The sequence below is a fragment of the Stenotrophomonas mori genome (assembly GCF_023556335.1).
GTDB lineage: Bacteria > Pseudomonadota > Gammaproteobacteria > Xanthomonadales > Xanthomonadaceae > Stenotrophomonas > Stenotrophomonas mori.
The window spans coordinates 75,810-100,504 of record NZ_JAIKTS010000005.1 but is presented as its reverse complement, the minus strand read 5'-3'; the positions used below and the strand labels follow the sequence as shown (position 1 = coordinate 100,504).

Below are 24,695 nucleotides of genomic sequence, written 5' to 3'. Positions count from 1 at the left end.
GGCCTGCGTGCACGGTGGCGCGGCACAGATCAGCCGAGCGCCTGGTGCGCTGCACCGGGCCGGGGAGGAAAAAGAATGGCGGCCGCAATTTGCGGCGCAGATCGTGGGGCGGCAGCGCGTAGCGATGGCGTGCCGCGGCCAATGGCCGGCGTTGCTGCTATCCACCCGATGAGGCGCCCCTCCTTGGCAAGGGGGGCGCGCCGAAGGCACGGGGTATCGGCGATAAAGATCGTGCCCCCATGATCCGTTGCACGGATCATGGGGGCGTAGCCCGCCTGGCGGACTACACCACGGTCAACTCAACTTTCAGTTGAGTTGACCGTGGCAGTGCTTGAACTTCTTGCCGCTGCCGCACGGGCAGGGATCGTTGCGGCCCACCTTGGGCTCGTCGCGGGTGACCTGGGCCACGCCCGCCGCCCGCGCCTCCACCTGGGCCGCCTCTTCGTCGGCGCCGTAGCCGCCGTTGTCCTGGTGCTGGAACTGCGACATCTGCAGCCGCGCTTCGGCCTGCTGCCGCTCCAGCGCCTCCATCGCCGCCACCTCTTCCTCGCTGCGGATGCGCACGCGCGCGAGCAGGTGGATCACTTCGCGCTTGACGTTCTCCAGCATCTCCGAGAACAGCTCGAAGGCTTCCTTCTTGTATTCCTGCTTGGGCTGCTTCTGCGCATAACCACGCAGGTAGATGCCCTGGCGCAGGTAGTCCATGCGCGCCAGGTGCTCCTTCCAGCTCTGGTCGAGCACGGTCAGCATCACGTGCTTCTCCAGCGCGCGCATGGTCTCCGGACCGACCGCGCCCTCCTTCTGCACGAAGTGCCCGTCCAGCTCGCGGGCGACCGCCTCGGCGATGCCGTCGGCGTCCAGTTCCTCGTGCTGCTTGAACAGCCCCACCAGGTCCATCTGCATGCCCAGGTCCGCTTCCAGCGTGGCCTGCAGGCCCGGCAGGTCCCACTGGTCGTCGATCGAATTGGGCGGCACGAACCGCGCCACCAGGTCGTAGATCACGTCGTCGCGGATGCCGTCGATGTTGTCCTTGACCGACTCGGCGTCCAGCAGCTCGTCGCGCTGGGCGTAGATCACCTTGCGCTGGTCGTTGTTGACGTCGTCGAAGTCCAGCAGGTTCTTGCGGATGTCGAAGTTGTGGGCTTCCACCTTGCGCTGCGCCTTCTCGATCTGGCGGCTGACCAGGCGGTCCTCGATGACGTCGTCTTCCTTCATCCCCATCAGGCGCATCGCCTTCTGCACCCAGTCGGAGGCGAAGATGCGCATCAGGTTGTCTTCCAGCGACAGGTAGAACCGGGACGAGCCCGGGTCGCCCTGGCGGCCGGAACGGCCGCGCAGCTGGTTGTCGATGCGCCGCGATTCGTGGCGCTCGGTGCCGACGATGTGCAGGCCGCCGGCGGCCTTGACCGCATCGTGGCGCTCCTGCCAGGCAGCCTTGATGGCGGCCTTCTGCGCCTCGTCGGCCTCCTCGCCCAGTTCCTGCAGCTCGGTCTCCAGCGACCCGCCCAGCACGATGTCGGTGCCGCGGCCGGCCATGTTGGTGGCGATGGTCACCGAGCCGGGACGGCCGGCGTTGGCGACGATGGTCGCTTCGCGGTCGTGCTGCTTGGCATTGAGCACTTCGTGGTGGACGCCGGCCTTGCGCAGGTGCTCGGACAGCATCTCCGAGGTTTCGATCGAGGTGGTGCCGACCAGCACCGGCTGGCCGCGCTTGGCGCATTCCTCGATGTCGGCCAGCACCGCGTTGAACTTGCCCTGGCGGTTGAGGAACACCTGGTCCGGATGGTCCTTGCGGATGGTCGGCTTGTTGGTCGGGATGACCACCACTTCCAGGCCGTAGATGCTCTGGAACTCGAACGCCTCGGTATCGGCCGTGCCGGTCATGCCGGACAGCTTCTTGTACATGCGGAACAGGTTCTGGAAGGTGATGCTGGCCAGGGTCTGGTTCTCGCGCTGGACCGGCACGCCCTCCTTCGCCTCCACCGCCTGGTGCAGGCCGTCCGACCAGCGGCGCCCGGCCAGGGTGCGGCCGGTGAACTCGTCGACGATCACCACCTCGCCGTCGCGGACGATGTAGTCCACGTCGCGCTGGTAGATCGCGTGCGCGCGCAGGGCGGCATTGAGGTGGTGGACCACGGTCAGGTTCTGTGCCGCGTACAGGCCGCCCTCGTTGTCCGCGTCGATGATGCCGGCCTGGCGCAGCAGGTCCTCGGCGTGTTCCATGCCGGCCTCGGACAGGTGCACCTGCTTGCCCTTCTCGTCGACCCAGAAATCGCCTTCGCCGTCCTCCACTTCCTGCTTGACCAGCTGCGGCACGACGCGGTTGACGCGGATGTACAGCTCCGGCGAATCGTCGGCCGGGCCGGAGATGATCAGCGGCGTACGCGCTTCGTCGATCAGGATCGAGTCCACCTCGTCGACGATGGCGTAGTGCAGGCCGCGCTGGTAGCGGTCGGCCTTGGACAGCGCCATGTTGTCGCGCAGGTAGTCGAAGCCGAATTCGTTGTTGGTGCCGTAGGTGATGTCGGCGGCGTAGGCCTCGCGCTTGTCGCTGTGCGGCATGCCCGGGTAGACCACGCCGACGCTCAGGCCCAGCCAGGTGTACAGCCGGCCCATCTGCGCGGCATCGCGGCGGGCCAGGTAGTCGTTGACCGTGACCACGTGCACGCCCTTGCCTTCCAGGGCGTTGAGGTACACCGGCAGGGTCGCCACCAGGGTCTTGCCCTCGCCGGTGCGCATTTCGGCGATCTTGCCCAGGTGCAGGACCATGCCGCCGATCAGCTGCACGTCGTAGTGGCGCATGCCCAGCACTCGCCGCGACGCCTCGCGGCAGACCGCGAAGGCTTCCGGCAGCACCTTGTCCAGGGCCTCGCCGCCGGCGACACGCTCGCGGAACTCGGCGGTCTTGGCCTTCAGCTGGTCGTCGGAAAGCGGCTGGATCTCCGGCTCCAAGGCATTGATCTTGGCGACGATACGGTTGAGCTGGCGAAGCTGGCGCTCGTTGCGGCTGCCAAAAACGCGGGTAAGCAGGCTGTTGATCATTGAAGGAACCGGTTTGGATGGAATGCCGCGCACGGCCCCCACCCCAAGCGGGACCGGCCGGGCACAAACGAAACAGGGCGCAATGCGCCCTGTCGATGGCAAGACCTATTGTAACTTGGGGCAGCGCTCCGGCGATTCAAGCGCCGATCGCATGCCCGCGCGGCCCCGCCCGCTCAGGCGGGAATGCGGGGAGACGGCGGCACCCGGCGGCCTCGCGCCGCAGGCACCGTGGGACGGGGGTGCGGAAACCCGGAGCGGCGCGGCATCAGCCACGCTGTACGCGGCCCACCGGGGTATTGCCGCCTTCGCCCAGGAACTTGCGCGGGTTCACCACCCGGCCGTTCTGCCACACCTCGAAGTGCACGTGGGCGCCGGTGGAGCGGCCGGTGGAGCCGGCCTTGGCCACTTCCTGGCCGGCGCGGACCAGCCCGCCCTCGCGCACGCTGAGGCGCGAGTTGTGCGCATACAGGGTCTTGTAGCCGTTGCCGTGGTCGATCTCCACGACATTGCCGTAGCCCCCCTTCACCCCGGAGAAGGCCACCACCCCGTCGGCGACGGCCAGTACCGGGTCGCCGACGCGGGCGTGGAAGTCCATGCCCTTGTGGTTGCCGGCACCGCGGCCGAACGGGTCGGCGCGGGTACCGAAGTTCGAGGTGACGTAGGTGTTGCGGATCGGCATGCGCGACGGCACCGCGTTCTGCTCGAGCTGGTGATCGAACAGCAGCGACTCCAGCACCGACAGCTGCCGTCCCGACGCGGCGAAGCGCTGTTCCAGCGCCTGCAAGTCGCTGTTGACCGCGCTCACCGGGATGTCCTGGGTCGGGCCGGCATCGCCCTCGCCCAGGCCGGGGATTTCCTGGAAGTCGAATTCGCCGTCCTCCAGCTTGCCCATCTGGGTCAGGCGCTCGCCCAGGGCGTTCAGGCGCGTCGCCTGGGCCTGCAGCTCGCCCAGCCGTGCCGCCAGCGCATTGACCTGGGTCTGCGCATCGGCCTGCACCCGGGCCAGCTCCTGCTCCTGGTGCTCGACCTTCGCGCGCAGCGTGGCATTGCCGACCGCGCCGGCGGCCAGCGTGCCGCCTACACCCAGCAGACAGCCCACACCCAGTACGCTGGCGAACAACGCCTTTGGCCTATCCTCGAAAAACACCTGCAGGCGCCCCAAGGGTGTTTTCGCCTGCCGCCCCCGTGTTTTGATTACGATCTTTTTGAATGCCATCGAAGAATTCTTATGTCTGAGCCGAAATCCAGCAGTCGTTCCCGCACCGCGCCGAAACAGGCGCTGGACGCGGTCATGGCGGACAAGGCTGGAAATCCGTTGCGGCGAGCCCTGTGGCTCGATGCGCTGGACCGGCAGTTGCGCCCCCATTTGCCGCCTGCGCTGGCGAACCGTTGCCGGTTGGCCAATGTGGACGGCGAACACCTCGTTTTCCTCGTCGAGTCCCCGGTCTGGCATGCCAAGGTCAGGCTAGCCCAGAGCCAGTTGCTCGACGCGGCCCGATCCATCGGGCTGACGGCCACCCGGGTGACCGTCAAGACTGCCACGGCGCCCGCACCCTCCCCGGTACGCGACGACCAGCGCAGTTCCCACGCCGTCTCGGCCGCCACGCGCAAAGGCCTGCGCGACGCCCTGGCCTGCCTGGAGGATGTGAAGGGCACCCGTTCCTGAACACTGACCGGGAGGCCGCCCCGCGCCCCGTCATCCCGAGGGATGCCAACGCCAAGCCGGAGCAAATCCTAGCCGTGGTGGACCACCCGGGAGTTAGTGTTTTATTAAAAAATAGTTAAATTCAGCTTGAAAGCGGGGTGGGATTCACAGATCCTGCACTCCCCCGCCGGGGCCGCCCCATTCAGGCGTAGGCGGCCGCGCTGTAGACCACCGGCGCGTCGCGCGTCGGCGAATCGAAGCAGGCCCATTCCCAGGCACCGGCATCGGCCAGCAGCGCGCGCACCAGCTTGTTGTTGAGCGCGTGGCCGGACTTGTAGCCCTCGTAGGCGCCGAGCACCGGGCCGCCGGCCAGGTACAGGTCGCCGATGGCGTCGAGGATCTTGTGGCGCACGAACTCGTCGGCGTAGCGCAGGCCGTCGTCGTTGAGCACCCGGAACTCGTCCAGCACGATGGCATTGTCCATCGAGCCGCCCAGGCCGAGGTTGCGCTCGCGCATGTACTCCAGGTCGCGCATGAAGCCGAAGGTGCGCGCGCGGGAGATTTCCTTGATGTAGGCCGCGGTGGAGAAGTCGATCTCGGCCCGCGACTGCTTGGCCGGGATCATCGGGTGGTCGAACTGGATCGTGAACCCCAGCCGGTAGCCCTCGTACGGATCGAAGCGGGCGATCTTGTCGCCGTCGCGCACTTCCACCGGCTTGAGGATGCGCAGGAAGCGCTTGGCCGCCGGCTGCTCGACGATGCCCGCCGACTGCAGCAGGAACACGAACGGGCCCGACGAGCCGTCCATGATCGGCAGCTCGGCCGAGGACAGCTCGACGATGGCGTTGTCCACGCCGAGGCCGGCCATGGCCGACATCAGGTGTTCGACGGTCTGGATCTTGGCGCCCTCGCTGGTCAGCCCGGTGCACAGGGTCACCTCGGTCACCAGGTCGGCACGGGCCGGGACATCCACCACCGGCTCCAGGTCCACGCGCCGGAACACGATGCCATGGTCGACCGGTGCCGGGCGCAGGGTCATGTAGACCTTGTCGCCGCTGTGCAGGCCGACGCCGGTGGCGCGGATCGTGGTCTTGAGGGTGCGCTGCTGGATCATCGGGTGTCGGAGTCAGGAGGACCGCATGGGACGCGGCCATAGCCAATCAAGAATAACACGCATCCCCATCGCTCCCGGCGCGGTGCCCCGCGCTGCAGGGAAGAAGCGGGCAGGCCATCCTGGCCCGCCCGCAAAGGACATGGGTACCGCCACCGGGGAGGACAACCCCGGTGTTGTGCCGCCCGTACCTGCGCCGGCGTGGTGGGCCGCCGCAGTGCGGGCGCCTCCGCGGCGGGTCCGGAAAGGGACCGCCCACGGAAGGCCGGATCAACCGCCGTGGCGCTGCGCTGCGGCCGGCCACGCGCGCGCAATCCGGCTGCGCGCGTGGACGCCTCCCCGGCCCTGGAAGGCCGGGCCGGGCACCTGGCCCGGGCACCGCATCGCCGGCGACGGCATCAGTCGGCCTGGCGACGCAGGAACGCGGGGATGTCCAGGTAGTCGCTCGGCAGCTCGGCCGCGGCCGGCGCCGAAGCCGCCGGTGCCGGCGAGGATGCCGCCGCGGTATCCGAGCTCGGACGCCGCAGGCCCATGCCCAGCGAGCTGCCCACCGCCTTGGCCACGGCATCGGCCGGGCTCTCCTGGTCGCCGCCGAACTCGGCCTGGCCGGTGGTGGCGTTGCGCACCAGCTTGATCGGCGCGCGCTCGCCCGGGCGCTGGGCGTTCTTGGCACCGATGCGGTTCAGGCCGGTGGCGACCACGGTCACCCGCACTTCGTCCTGCATGTCCGGGTCGAGTACGGTGCCCACCACCACGGTGGCGTCCTCGGAGGAGAAGCCGTCGATGGTGCGGCCGATCTCGTCGAACTCGCTCATGGTGAAGTCCGGGCCGGCGGTGATGTTGACCAGGATGCCGTTGGCACCGGCCAGGTTCACGTCGTCCAGCAGCGGGTTCTGGATCGCCGCCTCGGCCGCGGCCTGCGCACGGTCGTCGCCGCGCGCGGTGCCGGTGCCCATCATCGCCAGGCCCATTTCCGACATCACGGTGCGCACGTCGGCGAAGTCGACGTTGATCAGGCCCGGGCGCACGATCAGGTCGGCGATGCCCTGCACCGCGCCCTGCAGCACGTCGTTGGCGGCGCGGAACGCCTGCACCATGGTGGCGTTGCGGCCGAGCACGGTGATCAGCTTCTCGTTCGGGATGGTGATCAGCGAATCGACGTGCTGGCTCAGTTCCTCGATGCCCTTCAGCGCCACCTGCATGCGGCGGCGGCCTTCGAACGGGAACGGCTTGGTGACCACGGCCACGGTCAGGATGCCCATCTCCTTGGCCAGCTGCGCCACCACCGGCGCGGCGCCGGTGCCGGTGCCGCCGCCCATGCCCGCGGTGATGAACACCATGTCCGCGCCCTGCAGCGCGTCCATGATGCGTTCGCGGTCCTCCAGCGCGGCCTGGCGGCCGACTTCCGGGTTGGCGCCTGCGCCCAGGCCCTTGGTCACATTGGTGCCCAGCTGCAGCTGCAGCTTGGCGCCACAGTTCTTGATGGCCTGCGAATCGGTGTTGGCGGTGATGAACTCCACCCCGTCCACCGCGGAGTTGACCATGTGCGCCACGGCGTTGCCGCCGCCGCCGCCCACGCCCACCACCTTGATCACCGCATTGGGTGCCATCTTCTCGATCAGTTCGAAATGTGCCATGTCCATGTCCTCGTTATAACCGCTTCCTTTGGCGTGGCCACCCGGCATCCTGTCCGTGCGTTCCGCGCCGCCGTTGCGGCAGTTGTCGTTAGAATCCGTCGTGGCTCGCGCCGCTCCGGGGTACCGCCCTGCTTCAATCCACCGGCCGGAGCCGGTGTCACCACCTGTCCCGCGTCAGAATTCGCCGCGGAACCAGTTCTTCAATTTGTTGAACAGCGTGCCGGCGCGCCCGGTGGGCAGCGACGGACGCCGCGGGTGTTCGATCTGGCTGCCCATCAGCAGCAGGCCCACGCCGGTGGCGTGCACGGGATTGCCGACCACCTCGCCCAGGCCGGTGACGTGCTGCGGGATGCCCACCCGCACCGGCATCTGCAGCATCTCCTCGGCCAGCTCGACCACGCCTTCCATCTTCGAGGCGCCGCCGGTGAGCACCATGCCGGCACGCACCATCTCCTCGAAGCCGGAGCGGCGCAGTTCGGCCTGCACCATCTCGAAGATTTCCTCGTACCGGCCCTGCACCGCCTGCGCCAGCGAGGCGCGCGGCATGCGCCGCGGTGGCCGGTCGCCGACCGACGGCACCTGGATGCTTTCCTCGGCGGTGGCCAGCTGCGCCAGCGCGCAGGCGTAGCGCACCTTGATCTGCTCCGCCTCCGGGGTCGGCGTGCGCAGCATGTGCGCGATGTCGTTGGTGACATGGTCGCCGGCGATCGGCAGCGAGGCGGTGTGGCAGATCGCGCCCTGCACGAACACCGCGATGTCGGTGGTGCCGGCGCCGATGTCCACCATCACCACGCCCAGTTCGCGCTCGTCGGCGGTCAGCACCGCCACCGACGAGGCCAGCGAGGACAGCACCAGGTCGTCCACCTGCAGGCCGCAGCGCTGCACGCACTTGCTGATGTTGGCCGCCGCCGACTGCGCGCACACCACCAGGTGCGCATGCACCTCCAGGCGCACACCGGTCATGCCGACCGGGTTGCGGATGCCTTCCTGCGAATCGTCCAGCACGTACTCGCGCGGGATCGCGTGCAGGATCTTCTGGTCGGCCGGGATCGCCACCGCCTTGGCCGCCTCCAGCACGCGGTCCAGGTCGCCCCAGGTCACCTCGCCCTCGCGGATCGGGGTGATGCCCTGCGAGTTTCGGCACTGCACGTGGTTGCCGGAGATGGAGGCGTAGACCGAACGGATCTCGCAGCCGGCCATCAGCTCGGCCTCCTCGATGGCGCGCTGGATCGACTGCACCGTCGATTCGATGTCCACCACCACGCCGCGCTTGAGCCCGCGCGACTCGTGCGAGCCGATGCCGATCACCTCGATCGGGCTGCCCGGCGAATACTCGCCCACCAGCGCCACCACCTTGGAGGTGCCGATGTCGAGGCCGACGATGAGCGATTTGTCACCCTTGCGATTCATGTCCTGTCCTGCTTCTGCTTCGCTGCCGGTGGCGGGGTTCCCCAGTTCAGCGTGAAACCGTTGGTGTAGCGGAGATCGGCGCGCTCGATCGGCACCTGGGTGCGGATGAGCTGCGGCAGCACCCGCACGAAGCGCCCGAGCCGCGAGCGCGCGTCGTCGCGGCCGACCATGACCTCGGTGCCGTTGTCCAGCGCCAGCGACCAGCTGCCGCGCGCGTCCATCGCCACCCGGCGCACGTCCACGCCGGCCGGCGCGAACAGCGCACGGGCGTGGTTGTAGAGTTCGACCACCTCGGCGGTCTTGCTGTCCGGGCCGTCGAGCTCGGGCAGCGGCGCATCCTCCAGGCCTTTCGGAGTGGCGAACAGGCGGCCCTGCTCGGACAGCAGCCGGTCCTTGCCCCAGCGCGCGAACGGCTGGTGCTCGACCACGCGGACCTCCAGCACGTCCGGCCACTGCTTGCGCACCTGTGCACTCTCCACCCACGGCAGCCGTTCCACCGCGTGCTGCGCGTCCTGCAGCCGGACCGCGAAGAACCCCGCCCGCGCATACGGCAACAGCGCCTTCTGCAGGTCCTCGCCGGGCACCCGCTTGAATTCGCCCTGCACCCGCAGGCGGGTCAGCGGCCAGCGCTCGGCACCGACCCAGCCGTTGAGCAGGGCGACCACCGGCGATGCCACCAGGGCGATGGCCAGCAGCCAGGCGAGGATGCGCAGCACCGCACTCATGCGCGCCTCCCGGCCGGCCGGCCGCCGCCGCGCGGGCAGCCGCGTCCGCCGGCCACTGCCGGGGAGCGCAGGCGCGATGGCGGGGGCAGAACGGCGATCATGCGTCCGCGACCTCCTCGAATCCGCCGGTGGCGATCTGCTGGGCGACATGGCCGATGTCGCCGGCGCCCAGCATCAGCAGCAGGTCGCCGTCGCGCAGGACGTCCGGCAGGACCGACACCAGGTCCTGGGCACTGCCGACCACGACCGGCTCGCTGCGGCCGCGGGCACGGATCGCCCGCGCCAGCGAGCGCGCATCGGCGCCCGGTATCGGCGCCTCGCCAGCCGGATAGACCTCGCTGAGCACCAGCGCATCCACATCCGACAGCACCGCGGCGAACGCGTCGAACTGGTCGCGGGTACGGCTGTAGCGGTGCGGCTGGAACGCCACCACCAACCGCTGTTCCGGCCAGCCGCCGCGCGCGGCCTCGAACACCGCCGCCAGTTCCCGCGGATGGTGCCCGTAGTCGTCGACCAGCCGCACCCGTGCGCCACTGGCCGTGGTCACCGTGCCCAGGTCGTTGAAGCGGCGGCCCACGCCTTCGAACTTCTCCAGCGCCGCGGCGATCGTCGCCGGCGCCACGCCCAGCTGCCAGCCGACCGCCGCGGCGGCCAGCGCATTGAGCACGTTGTGGCGGCCCGGCAGCGCCAGCGTCACCGGCACGCTGCTGCCCTCGGGCAGGCGCAGGGTGAAGCGCATCCGCGGACCGTCCTGCACCACGTCCTCGGCGCGCACGTCGGCGCTGCCGCTCAGGCCGTAGCTCATCACGTGGCGGGGCGTCCTGGCGGCCAGCGCGGCCACCTCCGGATCGTCGATGCACAGCACCGCCAGGCCGTAGAACGGCAGCCGCTGCAGGAACTCGGCGAACGCCGCCTGCACGCGCGCGAAGTCGTTGCCGTAGTTCTCCAGGTGGTCGGCGTCGATGTTGGTGATCACCGCGGCCAGCGGGTTCAAGCGCAGGAAGCTGCCGTCGCTCTCGTCGGCCTCGGCCACCAGCCACTGCCCGCCGCCGAGCTTGGCGTTGGCGCCGGCGGCCAGCAGCTGGCCGCCGATCACGAAGGTCGGGTCCAACCCGCCCTCGCTGAGCACCGCGGCGGTCAGCGAGGTGGTGGTGGTCTTGCCGTGGGTGCCGGCCACCGCGATGCCGTGGCGGAAGCGCATCAGCTCGGCCAGCATCGCCGCGCGCGGCATGATCGGGATGCGCTGGCTGCGCGCCTCCATCAGCTCCGGGTTGTCCTCGCGGATCGCGCTGGACACCACCACGCAGTCGGTGCCGAGCACGTTGGCGGCCGAGTGCCCGCGCATCACCCGCGCGCCCAGCCGCGCCAGGCGCCGGGTGGCGGCGTTGTCGGCGTTGTCGGAACCGGAGACGTCATAGCCCAGGGTCAGCATCACCTCGGCGATGCCGCTCATGCCGGTGCCGCCGATGCCGACGAAGTGCACCCGCGGAAAGGCCCGGACCAGGTCGGCGGTGTCGTGCAGGCGGCGGATCATGCGGTTTCCTCGAGAATGATGTCGGCGATGCGTTCGGCCGCATCGGCCTTTGCCAGGGCCCGCGCGGCGCCCGCCATCTGCAGGCGGCGGGCGGGATCGGCGGCCAGGGCGCGCAGGGCACGCTCCAGGTTGCCGGCCAGCGCGTCGTCCTGCGGCAGCCGTTCGGCGGCGCCGCGCTCGACCAGGTAGTCGGCGTTGCGGGTCTGGTGGTCGTCCACCGCCGCGGCGAACGGCACCAGCACGCTGCCGATGCCCACCGCGCACAGCTCGGCCAGGGTCGAGGCGCCGGAACGGCACACCACCAGGTCGGCCCAGGCATAGGCCGCGGCCATGTCCTGGATGAAGGCATCGACGCGGCCGTCGACGCCGGCCTCGCGGTAGGCCTGCTGCGCTTCACCGTGCAGCTTCTCGCCGCACTGGTGCCAGACCTCGATGGCGGCGCTGCCGCGCAGCGCGGCCAGCGCCTGCGGGACGGCGTTGTTGAGCACCCGCGCGCCCTGGCTGCCGCCCAGCACCAGCAACCGCATCGGGCCGCCACGGCCGGCCAGGCGCTGCTCCGGCGCCGGCAATGCGGCGATCTCGGCGCGCACCGGGTTGCCCACCACCTCTTCGCGGCCACCGGCGAAACTGTCCGGGAAGCCGCTCAGCACCCGCCGCGCGAAGCGCGACAGGATCCGGTTGGTCAGCCCCGGCGCGCGGTTCTGCTCGTGCACCAGCAACGGCAGCCCATGCAGCCGCGCGGCCATGCCGCCGGGGCCGGAGGCGAAGCCGCCGAACGCCACCACCGCGCGCGGGTTGCGGTCGCGCAGGATGAAGCCGGCGTTGCGGATCGCGCGCAGCACCCGCAGCGGCGCACCCAGCAGCGCCAGCTTGCCCTTGCCGCGCAGCCCGGAAATGGCCAGCGTGTCGATGGGAATGGCGTGCCGGGGCACCAGCCGGGTCTCCATCGCGCCGTCGGCGCCGAGCCAGGTCACCGGGATGCCGCGCTCGCGCAGCACCCTGGCGACGGCCAGGCCCGGGAAGATGTGCCCGCCGGTACCGCCGGCCATGATCATGACCGGACGTACGGTGGCGCCCGCAGCGGTGTCCTGCGGCTGGCGGCCCCGGGTCTGCCGGCGCGGGTCGGTGGGATCGACCATCAGGCCATCCTCCCGAATGTCGGTTCGATCCGCGGCTGCATGCGGCTGGTACCGCGGCCCGCATCGGCCTGCATCGCCGAGGCGACGGCCGACGCGCTGGCGGTCCCGGCCGGTGCCGGCTCCGCGGCGTCGATGGACGGGGCGTCGGCGATGTCGCTGTCCTCGCGCACTTCCTGGCGGCGCACCGCGCGGTTGTATTCCCAGGACACGCGCAGCAGCACCCCGACCGCCACGCAGGTCATCATCACGCTGGAACCGCCGGAGGAGATCAGCGGCAGGGTCAGGCCCTTGGTCGGCAGCATGCCCAGGTTCACGCCGATCGACACGAACGACTGCAGGCCGATCCACAGGCCGATGCCGAAGGCGATGTAGCCGGAGAAGTGGCGGCGCATCTCGATGCAGCGCATGCCCAGCCAGAATGCCCGCCCGACCAGCAGCGCGTACAGCGCGATGATCGCGCACACCCCGACGAAGCCCAGCTCCTCGGCGATCACCGAGAAGATGAAGTCGGTATGCGATTCGGGCAGGTAGTTGAGCTTCTGGATCGATGCCCCCAGGCCGACCCCGGTCCACTCGCCGCGGCCGATCGCCATCAGCGCGTTGGACAGCTGGTAGCCCGAGCCCAGCTGGTCTTCCCACGGGTCCATGAACGAGGTGACGCGACGCATGCGGTAGGGCTCGAACACCACCAGCAGGACCAGCGCCGGCAGCATCAGCAGCACCGGCAGCACGATGCGCTTGAGCTGGGCGCCGCCGAGGACCAGCATGCAGGTGGTGATGCCCAGCAGCAGCATCGACGAACCGAAGTCCGGCTGCATCAGCAGCAGCGCGACCAGCACGCCGACCACGCCCACCGGCTTGAGCATCGCCTGCCAGGTGGCGTTGACCTCGTCGCGGAAGCGCACCAGGTAGCTGGACAGCCAGACGATGTACAGCACCTTCACCGCCTCGACCGTCTGGAACTTGGAGAAGCCCAGGTTGATCCAGCGGCGCGCACCGTTGACGGTGCTGCCCAGGCCCGGCACGAACACCACCACCAGCAGCGCGAAGCAGCCCAGCAGCAGCAGGTGGTTGTACTTCTCGACCTCGCGCAGCTCCACGCGCATCGCCACCGCGGCCAGCACCACGCCGACCCCGACGAACACCAGGTGCCGGGTCAGGTAGTAGAACGGGCTCTGGGTCAGCGCGATGGAGCTGGACGCCACCATCACGATGCCCAGCGACGCCAGTGCCACGGCGGCGCCCAGCAGCCACTTGTCGTAGTGGCCGCCGATCGCTTCGAGCCGTGTCGCCTGGCGTGCGTAGTCGTCCATCAGCGCACCTTCAACGTCGCCAGGCCGATCAGCACCAGCACCACCGAGATGATCCAGAAGCGCACGATCACCCGCGGCTCCGGCCAGCCCTTCAGCTCGAAGTGGTGGTGGATCGGCGCCATCCGGAACACCCGCTTGCCGGTCAGCTTGAAGCTGGCCACCTGGATCATCACCGACAGCGTCTCGATCACGAATACGCCGCCCATCACCACCAGCACCAGCTCCTGGCGCACGATGACCGCGATGGTGCCCAGCACCGCGCCCAGCGCCAGCGCGCCGACGTCGCCCATGAACACCATCGCCGGGTAGGTGTTGAACCACAGGAAGCCCAGCCCGGCACCGGCGATCGCCGCGCAGATGATGACCAGCTCGCCCGCGCCCGGGATCTGCGGGATCTGCAGGTAGTTGGAGAACACCGCGTTGCCCGAGGCGTAGGCGAACACGCCCAGCGCGCAGGCGACCAGCACCGTGGGCATGATCGCCAGCCCGTCCAGGCCGTCGGTCAGGTTGACCGCGTTGGAGAAGCCGACGATCCAGAAGTAGGCGATCGCCACGAAGCTGATCCCGGCCAGCGGCAGCGCGATCGACTTGAACATCGGGATGTACAGGGTCAGCGCCGCCGGCACGTCGGCCGTGTAGAACAGGAACAGGCCGGCGCCGAGGCCGAAGATCGACTGCAGCAGGTACTTCCAGCGCGACTTCAGGCCGTTGGGATCGCGCTTGGCGATCTTGATCCAGTCGTCGTACCAGCCGATGGCGCCGAAGCACAGCATCACCGCGATCACCAGCCACACGTAGCGGTTGCGCAGGTCGCCCCACAGCAGCACCGCCATCAGCACCGACAGCAGGATCAGGCCGCCGCCCATGGTCGGCGTGCCGGCCTTGGAGAAGTGCGACTGCGGACCGTCCTTGCGGATCGGCTGGCCGCCCTTGAGCTGGGCCAGGCGGCGGATCGCGGCCGGCCCCAGCCACAGCGACAGCCCGAGCGCGGTCAGCGCCGCGAGGATGCCGCGGAAGGTGAGGTAGTTGAACAGCCGGAACAAGTCGTCCAGCTGCTGCAACCAACGGGCCAGTTCAAGCAACATGCGGTGCGTCCTCGCCGCGCTTGAGCAGCGCGGTCACGATCGTGTCCATGGCGCTGCCGCGCGAGCCCTTGACCAGGCAACGCACACCAGCATGAAGTTCGGGTTCCAGCGCGGCGGCCAGGTCGGCATGGCTGTCGAAGTGGCGCGCGCCCTCGCCGAACGCGGCGGTGGCCGCCGCGCTCAGCGGCCCCAGCGTGTACAGGCGCTTGATCCCGGCCGCGCGTGCGTGCGCGCCGGCCTGCGCATGCAGGGCCCGGGCGTCGGGGCCGAGTTCGCGCATGTCGCCCAGTACCAGCCAGCCCTCTTCCTTGCCCGCGGCCAGCGCGGCGATCGCCGCGGCCAGCGAGCCCGGGTTGGCGTTGTAGCTGTCGTCGACCAGCACCGCACCGTTGGCCAGCACATGCGCGACCTGGCGGCCGGCGACCGGGCGCGCCTGCGCCAGCCCCTCGGCGACCTGCGCCGGCGCGAGGCCGGCGGCCAGCGCCATCGAGGCCGCGGCCAGGGCGTTGAGCACGTTGTGGCGGCCGGGCAGCGGCAGCACCACGTCGGCCTCGCCCTGCGGCGCATGCAGGCGGAAGCGCGCGCCGGCCTCGGCCAGTACGATGCCGGTGGCGGTGACGTCGGCGCTGGCCTCCAGGCCGAAGCGGATCACCCGGTGCGCGCCGGCGCGTTCGGCGAAGAACGGGGCGAAGGCATCGTCGGCATTGACCACCGCCACGCCGCCATCGCGCAGGTCGTCGTAGACCGCCGCCTTGGTGTCGGCGATCTGCAGCAAACTGCCCATGCGCTCCAGGTGCGCCGGGGCGATGTTGTTGACCAGCGACACGTCCGGCGCGGCGATGGCGGTCAGGTAGGCGATGTCGCCCGGCTTGCCGGTGCCCATCTCGTAGATGGCGTCGTCGGCGTCCTCGGGTGCGTCGATCACCGCCAGCGGCAGGCCGATCTCGTTGTTGCGGTTGCCCGGCGTGGCATGGACACGGCGGCCGTCGGCCGTGGCGGCCTGCTGCAGGATCGCCAGCAGCAGCGCCTTGACGCTGGTCTTGCCGTTGCTGCCGGTGATGGCGAACACGCGCGTGGCGCGGTCGCGCTGCATCGCGGTGGCGATCTTCGCCAGCGCCCGTCCGGTGTCGGCCACCACCACCTGCGCCACTTCCAGCGGCAGCGGCCGCTCCACCAGCAGCGCACTGGCGCCGTTCTCCACCGCGCCGGCGGCGAAGTCGTGACCGTCGAAACGCTCGCCGCGCAGGGCCACGTACAGGCTGCCGGGCGCCAGCGCGCGGGTGTCGTTGCCGATGGCATCGATGTGCGCGTCGTCGCCGTGGAGCTCGCCGCCGGCCCAGTGCGCGATCAGCGACAGCGGGGTGCGCTTCATGCCGTCACCTCCCCGTCCGCCGCGCGTGCCCGCAGCGCGCGCGAGGCCACGTCGGTGTCGTCGAAAGGATGCTTGATGCCTGCGATCTCCTGATAGGGCTCATGGCCCTTGCCGGCGACCAGCACGATGTCGCCCGGACCGGCCTGCGCCACGGCCGCGCCGATGGCACGGGCCCGGTCGCGCTGCACGGTCACCCGGGCGGGATCGGCGAAGCCGGCCATGATGTCGGCGACGATCGCGTCACCGTTCTCGCCGCGCGGGTTGTCGTCGGTGACGAATACCGCGTCGGCATGCTGCTCGGCGATGGCCGCCATTTGCGGGCGCTTGCCGGTGTCGCGCTCGCCACCGCAGCCGAACACGCACAGCAGGCGCCCGTCGAGATGGCCATGCAGGCTGCGCAGCGCCTGTTCCAACGCGTCGGGCGTGTGCGCGTAGTCGATGACCACGGTCGGCTCGCCCTGCCCGCCGAGACGGTTCATGCGCCCGGGAATCGGCTGCAGGCGGCCCAGCACGTCGGCGATCGTCGCCGCCGGCCGGCCCAGCGCATGCAGTACGCCGGCCACGGCCAGCAGGTTGTCGACGTTGAAGCGCCCCAGCAGCGGCGAGCGCACCGGATGCGCGCCGTCTCCGGCCACCAGCGCGAAACCGATGCCCTGCCCATCCAGCACCAGCGCCTCGGCCCGCACCGTGGCGCCGGGCTGTCCGCACGAGCTCACGCCGACCGCCTGCACACCCGCGCCCAGCGTGCCGATCAGCCCGCGGCCGAAGGCATCGTCCAGGTTGACCACCGCCGCCTCCAGGCCATCGCGATGGAACAGCCGCGCCTTGGCCGCGCCGTAGCTGGCCATGTCGCCGTGGTAGTCAAGATGGTCGCGGGTGAGGTTGGTGAACACCGCCACGTCGTAATGCACGGCATCGACGCGGCCCTGGTCCAGCGCATGCGAGCTGACCTCCATCGCCACCGCCCGCGCTCCCTGGTCGCGCAGCCGCGCCAGCATCTCGTGCATCTGCAGCACCAGCGGCGTGGTGAACCCGGTGGGCACCACGTCGCCGTACAGGCCCACGCCGAGCGTGCCGATGCTGCCGCTGGCGGTCCCGAGCAGGTGCCAGGCCTGGGCCAGCAGCTGCACCGTCGAGGTCTTGCCGTTGGTGCCGGTGACACCGACCATCGTCATCGCGTGGGACGGGCGGCCGTGGAACTGGTCGGCCATCGCGCCCATGCGCGCGCGCAGGCCGGGCACGGCGATGGCATCGGCCGGCGCCGGCAGCGCGGCCGGGGCCGGCGGCTCGAACAGGATGGCGCTGGCGCCGGCGGCCCGGGCCTGGTCGACGAAGCCCAGGCCATGGGCGCCGAAACCTGCGATGGCCACGAAGGCGTCGCCGGGGCGGACATGCCGCGAATCCAGCACCAGCCCGCCGATCCGCGGATCGGCCGTCAGTTCCAGGTCGGGAAGCAGCTGCGACAGGGCCAGCAGGCGGCTCATTGGCGCACCTCCTGCGGGACCGGCTGCGGGGCGCTGGCGGTGGGCAGCGCGGCGTCGAACTCGGCCTCGGCGCTGGGCGCTTCGCCCGTGTCCTGCGGCACCGGCAGCAGCGCCGGCGTATTGCCGCCGACCTTGCCCGCCGCCTGCGCGGCCAGCCACGACTGGATGTCGTCCGGCGGCACGTCCATCAGCCGCAGGGTGCCTTCCATCACATGGTGGAACACCGGCGCCGACACCAGGCCGCCGTAGTACCGCCCGCCGCGCGGGTCGTTGACCACGACCACCGCCGCGAAACGCGGGTTGGTCGCCGGCACGACGCCGGCGAACAGCAGGTTGTAGCGGCCGCGCTCGTAGCCGTTGGGACCGTTCTTGCGCGCGGTTCCGGTCTTGCCGGCGACGTGGTAGCCCAGGATCGCCGCCTGCTTGGCGCCGCCCTGGGTCACGACCGTCTCCATCATCCGCACCACTTCGCCCGCCACCTCGGGCTGCACCACCTGGCGCGCCTCGTTGTGCTGGCCCTTGACGAAGGTCGGCTGGATCACTCGGCCGCCGTTGGCCAGTGCCGAGTACGCCTGGGCGATCTGCAGCGGCGTCACCGACAGGCCGTAGCCGTAGGACATGGTGGCCTTGGTGGTGCCGGACCAACCGGAGCTGCCCGGCGACGGCACCACGCCCGCCGACTCGCCCGGGAAGCCGCTGTGCGGCGCCACGCCGTAGCCGAAGCCGCGCACCGAGTCGTAGAACATCTGGTCCGGCAGGCGCGCGACGATCTTGGCGGCACCGATGTTAGAGCTGCGGGTGATCACGCCGGTGACGTTGAGCACGCCGTTGTTCCGTGGCACGTCGCGGATCGTGTAGCGCCGGTCCAGGGCCATGTAGCCCGGGTTGGTGTCGATCAGCGTCTCCGGGGTCACCACCCGGTTCTGCAGCGCGGTGGCGATGGTCAGCGGCTTCATCGTCGAGCCCGGCTCGACCAGGTCGGTCACGGCGCGGTTGCGCCGGGTGTCCGGGGTGGCGCCGCTCACCGCGTTCGGGTTGTAGGTCGGCAGGTTGGCCATGGCCAGCACCTCGCCGGTGGCCACGTCCATGATCACGATGGAGCCGCCGGCCGCCTGGTTCTCGGTGACCGCGTTGCGCAGCTCGCGCATGGCCAGGAACTGGATGCGGCGGTCGATGCTCAGCGTCAGGTCCTTGCCGGGCTCGGCCGGACGCACCAGGTCGATGCTCTCCACGATCGCGCCCTTGCGGTCGCGGATCACCTTCTTGGCGCCGGGCTTGCCACGCAGCCATTCGTCGAACGCCAGCTCCAGGCCTTCCTGGCCATGGTCGTCGATGTTGGTGAAGCCCAGCACGTGGGCCATCGCCTCGCCCTGCGGGTAATAGCGGCGGAATTCGCGCTGCGCGAACACGCCGGGGATCTTCAGCGCGACGATCCGCTCGGCCACGTCCGGGTTCATCCGCCGGCGCAGGTACATGAACTCCTTGTCGGCACGCTGGGTCAGCCGCGCGGTCAGTTCGTCCACCGGCAGCGACAGCGCCTGCGCCAGTTCGGCAATGCGCTCGGGCGTGCGCAGCAGCTCCTGCGGATTGGCCCAGATCGAGGCCACCGGGGTGGACACCGCCACCGGCTCGCCGTTGCGGTCGGTGATCATGCCGCGCGAGGTCGCGATCGGCACCTCGCGCAGGTAGCGCGCCTCGCCCTGGCGCTGGTAGAAATCGCTGTTGACCAGCTGCACGTAGGCCGCGCGGCCGACCAGGGTCACCGCGCACAGGCCCAGGCCCGCGCCCACCATCAGCATGCGGCTGCGCAGGTTGAACTGGCTGCGGTTGCGGTTGCGGCGGGGCGCGTTCTTCATGGCCGCACCACCACGATGTCGCCCGCTTCGGGGAACTTCATGCCCAGGCGCCCGCGCGCCTCCTGGTCCACGCGCGTGGCCTGGGCCAGGGTGGCCTGCTCCAGCTGCAGGCGGCCGAATTCGATGTTCAGCTCGTCGCGGGCGTGCTCCAGCCGCGCCAGCTCGACGAACAGCTGGCGGTGGCGGTGGCGCATGAACACCACGCCGATCGCCGAGGCGATGGTGCAGGCCAGCAGCACGATCAGCAGCAGCCGGCTCATGCCTCGCCCCCGCGCTTCTCGGCCACCCGCAGCACGGCACTGCGCGCGCGCGGGTTCGCCGCCAGCTCATCGTCGGCGGCCTTGGTCGCGCCGCCGACCAGGTCCAGGGTCGGCACGAACGCCGTCACCTCGGGCAGGCGGCGATTGCTCGGCGGCGCCTTGGCGTAGCGGTTCATGAACTGCTTGACGATGCGGTCTTCCAGCGAGTGGAAGCTGATCACCGCCAGCCGGCCGCCGGGCCTGAGCCGCGCGACCGCCGCCTCCAGCCCCGTTTCCAGGTCGGCGAGCTCGCGGTTGATGTGGATGCGGATGGCCTGGAAGCTGCGCGTGGCCGGGTGGATCCGGCTCTTGTCGGCACCGGGCTTGCCGCGCGGCATTGCCGAGGCGATCACCTCGGCCAGTTCGGCCGTACGGCTGAACGGCTGGCTGGCGCGGCGCGCAACGATGGCGCGGGCGATGCGGCGGCTCTGCCGCTCCTCGCCGTAGGTCCACAGCACGTCGGCGATCTCGCGCTCCTCGGCGCGGTTGATCCACTCCGCGGCGCTCTCGCCCGAGTCCGGATCCATGCGCATGTCCAGCGGGCCGTCCTTGCCGAAGCTGAAACCGCGCTCGGCCACGTCCAGCTGCGGCGAGGACACGCCCAGGTCGAACAGCACCCCGTCCAGGCCGGCGGCGGTCTCGTGCCAGTCCAGCAGGTCGGCGAAACTGCCGCGGTGGATCGCCACGCGGGCATCGGGCGCGAAGTCGCGCTCGGCCACGGCGATCGCCTCGGGGTCCTTGTCCATCACCAGCAGGCGCCCGTCCGCACCGAGCTGGCGCAGCACGCCGCCGGCGTGGCCGCCACGGCCGAACGTGCCGTCCAGGTAGGTACCGTCCTCGATCACCCTCAGGCCCTGCAGGACCTGGGTGTACAGCACCGGCAGATGTGCCGCCGGCGGCTGCGACACCGGAGGGTGACCGGCCTGCGCTTGACCGCGCACCCGGGCACCCCGGCTCACAACTTCAGGTCGAGCAGCCCATCGCCCAGATCCTCGTCAGACAATGTCTGCTGGATCAGCGCGCGATGCGCTTGCTCGCTCCATAGTTCGAACTTGTCGCCCATGCCCATCAGCACCGCTTTCTTCTCGATGCCGACCGCATGGCGGTGGCTGGAGGGCAGGCTGATGCGGCCGTTGCCGTCCAGCTCCAGGTGGGCGGCCGAGCCGACCAGCTTCTGCTGCAGGGTCCGCACCACCCGCTGGGTATTGGGCTTGGCCATCACGTCGTCGCGCACCCGTTCCCATTCCTTCTCGGCGTACAGCCACAGGCACCCGGACTCGAACGGGTTGTAGGTGAGCACCAGGCGGTTGCCACAGGCACGCGCGACCAGGTCGCGATGAGCGGTGGGCACCGCCATGCGTCCTTTGTCGTCAACCGTGATGGCCGTCTCGCCTTGAAACACGCCGTTCCTACCTGTTCAGTGCCTGAAAACGCTCGGGCAATCATTGAACCACGAAAAACCACCAAAAACCCGGTTTTCCCTCGGATGACCACCTTAGCAGCGACCAAAAGGTTGTCAACAATTTTCCTCAAGCAAAATCACCATTCACATCAATGGCTTGCGCCAATGTTTAGAGATTTGTTCAAACCTTATCCACAAGTTGCTGTTTCGTCTCAAATTTTGAGATTTCCATAAAATTCAGTGCTGTGGAGGTGGTGTGAAATTCCGGCACCGGTCCGGCCGGCGTTCAGCCCCCCATGGCCGCCGACTGCGCAAACCGGCACACTCCGGCACATGTGCCTGGTGACCCTCGCCTGGAAGTGCCACCCCCGCTGGCGCCTGCTCATGGCCGGCAACCGCGACGAGTTCCACGACCGGCCCAGCGCCGGGCTGTCGCGCTGGGAGCCACCGGCCGGCGGAGTCATCGCCGGCCGCGACCTGCGCTCGGGCGGCACCTGGATGGGGACCGACGGCCACGGCCGGGCGGCCGTGGTCACCAATGTCCGTGCGCCAGGCGCCGCGGCCGGCGGCCCCTCCCGCGGTGCGCTGGTGGCGGACTACCTGGCCAGCCCGGGTGCCGGAGCCGGCGCCACGGCCGATGCCCTGGCGCCCCGCGCCGCCGACTACGCCCCCTTCAACCTGCTGCTGGCCGATGCCACGGCCTGCCACTACCTGGGCAACCACCCGCTGTCGCGGCGCGCACTGGCCCCCGGCGTGCACGGCATGTCCAACGGCGCGCTGGAGCCGCCCTGGCCGAAGACCCGGCGGCTGACCACGGCACTGGAACGCTGGCTGGCACTGGACGACGCGCCGCTGGACGGGCTGTGGAATGCCCTGGCCGACGAGTGGCGGCCGGACGACAGCGCGCTGCCTGCCACCGGCATCGCGCCGCCGCTGGAGCGGCACCTTGCGGCGGCGTTCATCCGTGGCCCGGCCTACGGCACCCGCGCCAGCACCGTACTGGCGCTCGACGCCGACGGCCATGGCTTCATCTGCGAACGCCGCTTCGGACCCGGGGGCGAGCGGCTGGACGAGACCCGGATCGCGTTCTAGCCGGCGCCGCGGGACTGCCCGGCCATGGCCTCGGCACCGGCCACGAACAGCCGCAACTGGCGATCGAACACCTGGTCGGCCGACTCCTCCGCCAGGGCCGCCCATCCCTGGGCGGCAAGCGGATAGCGTGCCGCATCGGGGGCCTCGCCGGTGACCGGCGCGGCGGCCGGCGCGGCCTGTTCCTCCAGCACCCAGCCGACCACGAAGCGGCTCACCGCCAGCAGCAGCTCGATCGCCTGGGCCGGTGCGAAGCCGGCATCGACCAGCACGCCCAGCTTGGCCTCCACGTCGCCGAACACTTCTCCCCGCGGCCGGGTTCCGGCATGCAGCCGCGCACCGTCCCGGTATTCCAGCAGGGCCTGCCGGAAGCTGTGCGCATTGGCGATGAACCACGCCTGCCAGGACTGCCCGGGCGCCGGCAGCGGCTGCCGGTGCCGTTCGCGCATGATCGCCTCGGCCATGGCCGCCAGCAGTTCGCCCTTGTTGCGGAAATGCCAATACAGGGTCGGCGACTGCACTCCGAGGCGTTCGGCCAGGCGGCGCGTGCTCAGGCCGTCGATGCCGACCTCGCCGAGCAGCTGCAGCGCCGCCCGCATCACCGATTCGCGGCTCAACCGCGGCGACCTCGATCCGGCCATTTCTTTATCACCGATAGATAGTGTGGAACAATGCGCCCACCCTATCGCCGATAGAGAGTGGCTACAACCTCCCATGCGCACGCCTTTGTCCGCCCTGCTGGCGGTGCTGCTGATCGACGGCATCGGGCTCGGCCTGATCCTGCCCATCCTGCCCGGCCTGCTGCAGCAGCTGGCCGGCGCCGAGACCCCGCACAGCCTCCACTACGGCGCGCTGCTCTCGCTGTACGCGCTGATGCAGTTCCTCTGCGCGCCGCTGCTGGGCGCCCTGAGCGACCGTCATGGCCGGCGCCGGGTGCTGCTGGTCTCGCTGGCCGGTGCGGCGCTGGACTACCTACTGATGGCCGTCGCCCCGAGCCTGCCCTGGCTGTACCTGGGACGTGCGCTGGCCGGCGTCACCGGCGCCAACATGGCGGTGGCCGCGGCCTACCTCACCGACATCACCCCGCCCGGGCAGCGCGCCGCGCGCTTCGGACAGATGGGCGCGGCCTTCGGCATCGGCCTCATCGCCGGACCGGTCCTGGGCGGCCTGCTCGGTGAATGGCTGCTGCGCGCGCCTTTCCTGCTGGCCGCCGCGCTCAATGCCCTCAACCTGCTGCTGGTCTGGCGGCGGTTGCCGGAGTCACGCCCGGCCCGGCCCCCGGAACATCGCCGGATCAGCCTGAATGCCTTCGCCGCCCTGCATCGCCTGTCGCGCCGCCCGGGCCTGGCGCCGTTGCTGGGGATATACGCCGTGGTCACCCTGGTCGGACAATGGCCGGCGACCCTGTGGATCCTCTACGGCCAGGACCGGTTCGGCTGGAGCATGACCGTGGCCGGCCTGTCGCTGGCCGGCTATGGGCTGTGCCATGCGGTGACCCAGGCCTTCGCCGTCGCGCCGCTGGTCGCCCGGCTGGGCGAGCGCCGCGCGCTGCTGCTCGGCCTGGCCGGCGATTCGCTGGGGCTGCTGTTGCTGTCCCTCGCCCTGTCCGGCTGGGTGCCGTTCCTGCTGCTGCCGTTGTTCGCCGCCGGCGGCCTGGCTGCCCCGGCCCTGCAGTCGATGCTCACGCGCCGGATCGACGATCACCAGCAAGGCGAACTGCAGGGCACGCTGACCGGCATCACCAGCCTGATCGGCATCGCCGGCCCCTTGCTGGTGACCACGCTCTATGCCCTCAGCCACAGTCCCTGGCCCGGCCTGGTCTGGGCCGTCGGCGCCGCCACCAACCTGCTGGTCTTGCCCTTGCTGCTAGGCCGCAGGCGAGCGGACACGGCAATCGCCGAAACGGCCGAATCGACCATGCAGGCCCGCGCTGACAAGCAGCAAGCGCAATGAGCCAGGAACTCCAACGCGATGCGAAGCAAGCCAAGCCATGAATCTGGTGGAGAGCCCCCTTTAATAGAGGGGGCGCGCCGACAGGCGCGGGTCCTGGAAGGCAAGGGGCCCTAGGCCCGATGTTTTGTACCGCGGAGGCGGTACAAAACATTGGGGCCTTTCCCGCCCAGCGGGCGGGGAAAGCGGCGGAGCCGGCCTGTAAGCCGGGTTCTGTCGTGGACAGTCATTCTTCTAGGCGCCACGTCACCGTGACGCTCGAGCAACCTACCCGGACCCGGCGCGGGCCACGCCAATGGGTCCCTATTTGGTCTTGCTCCAGGTGGGGTTTGCCGTGCCGGTCCGTTGCCGGACTCGCGGTGCGCTCTTACCGCACCATTTCACCCTTACCGGCCTCCCGGAGGAGACGTAGGCGGTATCTTTCTGTTGCACTTTCCGTCGGCTCGCGCCGCCCAGGCGTTACCTGGCACCTTGCCCTGTGGAGCCCGGACTTTCCTCGGCACCCCCGAAAGGATGACGCGACTGCCCGGCCGACTCCGCCGTGCGCATTGTAAAGCGTCACGCCCGCTTTGCGGACACGGGCTGCCGGACAGGCCGCGCGA

Annotated in this window: 20 protein-coding genes and 1 other RNA gene; 3 read left to right on the top strand and 18 right to left on the bottom strand. The window is 70.2% G+C overall.

All coding sequences use genetic code 11. From position 1 onward, the window contains the following. Nucleotides 1–306 precede the first annotated feature (306 nt). Together secA and K5L01_RS13375 are read right to left on the bottom strand one after the other, a co-directional pair. Nucleotides 307–3,042: a preprotein translocase subunit SecA gene (gene secA, locus K5L01_RS13380; protein WP_250065098.1), complete on the bottom strand. Its 2,736-nt coding sequence runs from the start codon at nt 3,040–3,042 to the stop codon at nt 307–309. 265 nt (nt 3,043–3,307) lie between these two features. Further along, nucleotides 3,308–4,258, bottom strand: coding sequence for a M23 family metallopeptidase (locus K5L01_RS13375; RefSeq protein WP_250065097.1), 951 nt, complete (start codon nt 4,256–4,258; stop codon nt 3,308–3,310). A gap of 12 nt (nt 4,259–4,270) precedes the next feature. Between K5L01_RS13375 and K5L01_RS13370 the strand changes: the two genes are divergently transcribed. Continuing rightward, nucleotides 4,271–4,708 carry a DciA family protein gene (locus K5L01_RS13370; protein WP_250065096.1) on the top strand — a complete coding sequence of 146 codons (438 nt, stop codon included), beginning with the start codon at nt 4,271–4,273 and terminating at the stop codon, nt 4,706–4,708. Nucleotides 4,709–4,889: 181 nt separating this feature from the next. Here the strand turns inward: K5L01_RS13370 and lpxC are convergent, their stop codons facing one another. The 14 genes from lpxC to mraZ form a co-directional block, all read right to left on the bottom strand. Further along, entirely contained in the window at nt 4,890–5,801 is a 912-nt protein-coding gene (gene lpxC / locus K5L01_RS13365) for a UDP-3-O-acyl-N-acetylglucosamine deacetylase (protein WP_250065095.1), read from the bottom strand. Between the two features lie 395 nt (nt 5,802–6,196). Continuing rightward, complete coding sequence (ftsZ, locus tag K5L01_RS13360; RefSeq protein WP_250065094.1) at nt 6,197–7,435, bottom strand: cell division protein FtsZ; 1,239 nt, start codon at nt 7,433–7,435, stop codon at nt 6,197–6,199. Between the two features lie 174 nt (nt 7,436–7,609). Further along, complete coding sequence (gene ftsA / locus K5L01_RS13355) at nt 7,610–8,845, bottom strand: cell division protein FtsA (RefSeq protein WP_054667596.1); 1,236 nt, start codon at nt 8,843–8,845, stop codon at nt 7,610–7,612. Beyond that, nucleotides 8,842–9,570, bottom strand: a complete 729-nt coding sequence (locus K5L01_RS13350; RefSeq protein WP_250065093.1) for a cell division protein FtsQ/DivIB — start codon at nt 9,568–9,570, stop codon at nt 8,842–8,844. The genes ftsA and K5L01_RS13350 overlap by 4 nt, the downstream gene beginning before the upstream one ends. Nucleotides 9,571–9,667: 97 nt before the next feature. Next, nucleotides 9,668–11,104, bottom strand: a complete 1,437-nt coding sequence (gene murC, locus K5L01_RS13345) for a UDP-N-acetylmuramate--L-alanine ligase (protein ID WP_250065092.1) — start codon at nt 11,102–11,104, stop codon at nt 9,668–9,670. Continuing rightward, complete coding sequence (gene murG, locus K5L01_RS13340) at nt 11,101–12,159, bottom strand: undecaprenyldiphospho-muramoylpentapeptide beta-N-acetylglucosaminyltransferase (RefSeq protein ID WP_250065215.1); 1,059 nt, start codon at nt 12,157–12,159, stop codon at nt 11,101–11,103. The genes murC and murG overlap by 4 nt, the downstream gene beginning before the upstream one ends. Nucleotides 12,160–12,242: 83 nt before the next feature. Next, nucleotides 12,243–13,556: a putative lipid II flippase FtsW gene (gene ftsW / locus K5L01_RS13335; RefSeq protein WP_250065091.1), complete on the bottom strand. Its 1,314-nt coding sequence runs from the start codon at nt 13,554–13,556 to the stop codon at nt 12,243–12,245. Beyond that, complete coding sequence (gene mraY / locus K5L01_RS13330; protein ID WP_250065090.1) at nt 13,556–14,641, bottom strand: phospho-N-acetylmuramoyl-pentapeptide-transferase; 1,086 nt, start codon at nt 14,639–14,641, stop codon at nt 13,556–13,558. Before mraY ends, ftsW begins: the two co-directional genes overlap by 1 nt. Then, a complete protein-coding gene (locus K5L01_RS13325; protein WP_250065089.1) occupies nt 14,631–16,013 on the bottom strand; it encodes a UDP-N-acetylmuramoyl-tripeptide--D-alanyl-D-alanine ligase in 1,383 nt (460 codons plus the stop codon). Before K5L01_RS13325 ends, mraY begins: the two co-directional genes overlap by 11 nt. Further along, nucleotides 16,010–17,497, bottom strand: coding sequence for a UDP-N-acetylmuramoyl-L-alanyl-D-glutamate--2,6-diaminopimelate ligase (locus tag K5L01_RS13320; protein ID WP_250065088.1), 1,488 nt, complete (start codon nt 17,495–17,497; stop codon nt 16,010–16,012). The genes K5L01_RS13325 and K5L01_RS13320 overlap by 4 nt, the downstream gene beginning before the upstream one ends. Beyond that, complete coding sequence (locus tag K5L01_RS13315) at nt 17,494–19,353, bottom strand: peptidoglycan D,D-transpeptidase FtsI family protein (protein WP_250065087.1); 1,860 nt, start codon at nt 19,351–19,353, stop codon at nt 17,494–17,496. Before K5L01_RS13315 ends, K5L01_RS13320 begins: the two co-directional genes overlap by 4 nt. Next, nucleotides 19,350–19,613, bottom strand: a complete 264-nt coding sequence (ftsL, locus tag K5L01_RS13310; RefSeq protein WP_250065086.1) for a cell division protein FtsL — start codon at nt 19,611–19,613, stop codon at nt 19,350–19,352. Before ftsL ends, K5L01_RS13315 begins: the two co-directional genes overlap by 4 nt. Continuing rightward, nucleotides 19,610–20,593 (bottom strand): 16S rRNA (cytosine(1402)-N(4))-methyltransferase RsmH, encoded by a 984-nt coding sequence (gene rsmH / locus K5L01_RS13305; RefSeq protein WP_250065214.1) that lies wholly within the window; start codon nt 20,591–20,593, stop codon nt 19,610–19,612. The genes ftsL and rsmH overlap by 4 nt, the downstream gene beginning before the upstream one ends. A gap of 14 nt (nt 20,594–20,607) precedes the next feature. Beyond that, nucleotides 20,608–21,054, bottom strand: a complete 447-nt coding sequence (gene mraZ / locus K5L01_RS13300; RefSeq protein WP_336254142.1) for a division/cell wall cluster transcriptional repressor MraZ — start codon at nt 21,052–21,054, stop codon at nt 20,608–20,610. A gap of 333 nt (nt 21,055–21,387) precedes the next feature. On the opposite strand from mraZ, the gene K5L01_RS13295 reads away from it, so the two are divergent. Beyond that, on the top strand, nt 21,388–22,146 hold the full coding sequence (locus tag K5L01_RS13295; RefSeq protein WP_250065084.1) for an NRDE family protein: 759 nt from the start codon (nt 21,388–21,390) through the stop codon (nt 22,144–22,146). Here the strand turns inward: K5L01_RS13295 and tetR are convergent. Continuing rightward, nucleotides 22,143–22,784 (bottom strand): tetracycline resistance transcriptional repressor TetR, encoded by a 642-nt coding sequence (gene tetR, locus K5L01_RS13290; protein ID WP_250065083.1) that lies wholly within the window; start codon nt 22,782–22,784, stop codon nt 22,143–22,145. The two genes, K5L01_RS13295 and tetR, sit on opposite strands and share 4 nt — an antisense overlap. Nucleotides 22,785–22,857: 73 nt before the next feature. Here tetR and tet point away from each other — a divergent pair, with 73 nt between their 5' ends. Next, a complete protein-coding gene (gene tet / locus K5L01_RS13285; RefSeq protein ID WP_250065082.1) occupies nt 22,858–24,096 on the top strand; it encodes a Tet(A)/Tet(B)/Tet(C) family tetracycline efflux MFS transporter in 1,239 nt (412 codons plus the stop codon). A gap of 183 nt (nt 24,097–24,279) precedes the next feature. On the opposite strand, the gene rnpB is transcribed toward tet, so the two are convergent. Further along, nucleotides 24,280–24,631: RNase P RNA component class A (rnpB, locus tag K5L01_RS13280), an RNA gene on the bottom strand. Nucleotides 24,632–24,695 lie beyond the last annotated feature (64 nt).